General features: G+C 51.4%; 1 protein-coding gene. It reads right to left on the bottom strand.

Features of this window, described 5'->3' with window-relative positions:
• Positions 1–86: 86 nt before the first annotated feature.
• Positions 87–1,139, bottom strand: a complete 1,053-nt coding sequence (locus tag JUE67_RS12620) for an IS30 family transposase (RefSeq protein WP_010620018.1) — start codon at positions 1,137–1,139, stop codon at positions 87–89.
• Between the last annotated feature and the right edge of the window lie 122 nt (positions 1,140–1,261).

Raw genomic sequence — 1,261 nt, 5'->3', positions numbered from 1 at the left:
CGTAAATTGCAAGAACAAGTTAGCCAGTCGTTGAGGGCAATCCCAGAACAGGCCGTTATCAAATAGAAGTTGTGGCGCTAGAGAGACTACTGGGCCATGCGGCGAACGCGCCGAGCTTCGGCCTCAAAGTTTTGCTGGGGTGTACAGTAGCCCTGTTGTTTGCGAGGCAACTGATTCAAGCGGTCTTGCGTGGCCTGCACTTGACTAGGGCTAATGTCATCTAGGGACATGCCCTTAGGGAAGTCCTGGCGGATCATCCGGTTATGTGCCTCGTTGGTGCCACGGTCGCAGGACGTGTAAGGATGGGCGTAGAAGATCTCAGTTTCCGTCCCAGCAAAAGCAGTATTTAAGGCGGTGAACTCGGGTCCGTTGTCGGCTGTGATGGTCTTGATGCAAGCTCCCCATTCGCGCTTGATTCCACGCAATGCATAGCTCACAGAGTCTGCATCTCGTCCTTCGATCAAGCGGAGAAGTTGGCAACGGGTCTTGCGCTCAATCAGAGTCAAGATGACGCTCTCCTTGCCATTGCGTTTACCGACAATGGTATCCATCTCCCAGTGACCGAACTGCCTGCGTCGTTCAACGACCTTAGGCCGTTCCTCGATACTGCGGCCAGCCAGGCGCTTAGCCTTGGTGTGGTGCTGGTGAGAGGTCTTCCGCTTAGTCTTCTCCAACAGGTCGATATTTCGAATCTCTAGGCGTTGGTCGTCAATGTACTGGTACAAAGTCGAGGCACAAACAAGCTCTTCAGGAGTAAACAGCTTGTGTCGCTTGGCATAGCCGATTGAAGCATCCGGCGACCATTTGTCCTGCTTAGCTCGCTGTACGTACCAGGCTAAGAAGACCTGTACGCTGGCGAACTTGTCAGGACGATGGCAGCTCAAGCGTGCAGTCTCGTAACGTGCCTGAGCAGCCTCTGGCAGGTATTGTCGATGGTAGACGCGCTTGCCATTACTCTTCTTGACCTGATCTACTGTACCTCGCTTGATTTCATTATTAATGGTCTGCGGGCAGACGCCAATTTCAGCAGCAATCCAACGATTGGACTTCCCAGCTTGGCGGAATCCGGCCACTTTTCCGCGCTCGAGTGATGTTAAGTGCTGACCTTTTTGGCGGTGTGTGCTATCCTGTTTCTGCATCAAGACAATATCCTCTTCCATTGTTTGTGTAGGAACTTCAATGATACAGGATATCTGTTCTTGATGTTTTTTATTGTCCAAAAAATTTTGAGACAGTGGCTAACTTGATTCTAAAATGCGCG

The sequence above is a fragment of the Lacticaseibacillus mingshuiensis genome, from assembly GCF_016861785.1.
In the GTDB taxonomy this organism is placed as follows: Bacteria; Bacillota; Bacilli; order Lactobacillales; family Lactobacillaceae; genus Lacticaseibacillus; species Lacticaseibacillus mingshuiensis.
Note: the sequence above shows the minus strand (reverse complement) of the source record. Positions and strands in the feature narration are given on the sequence as shown.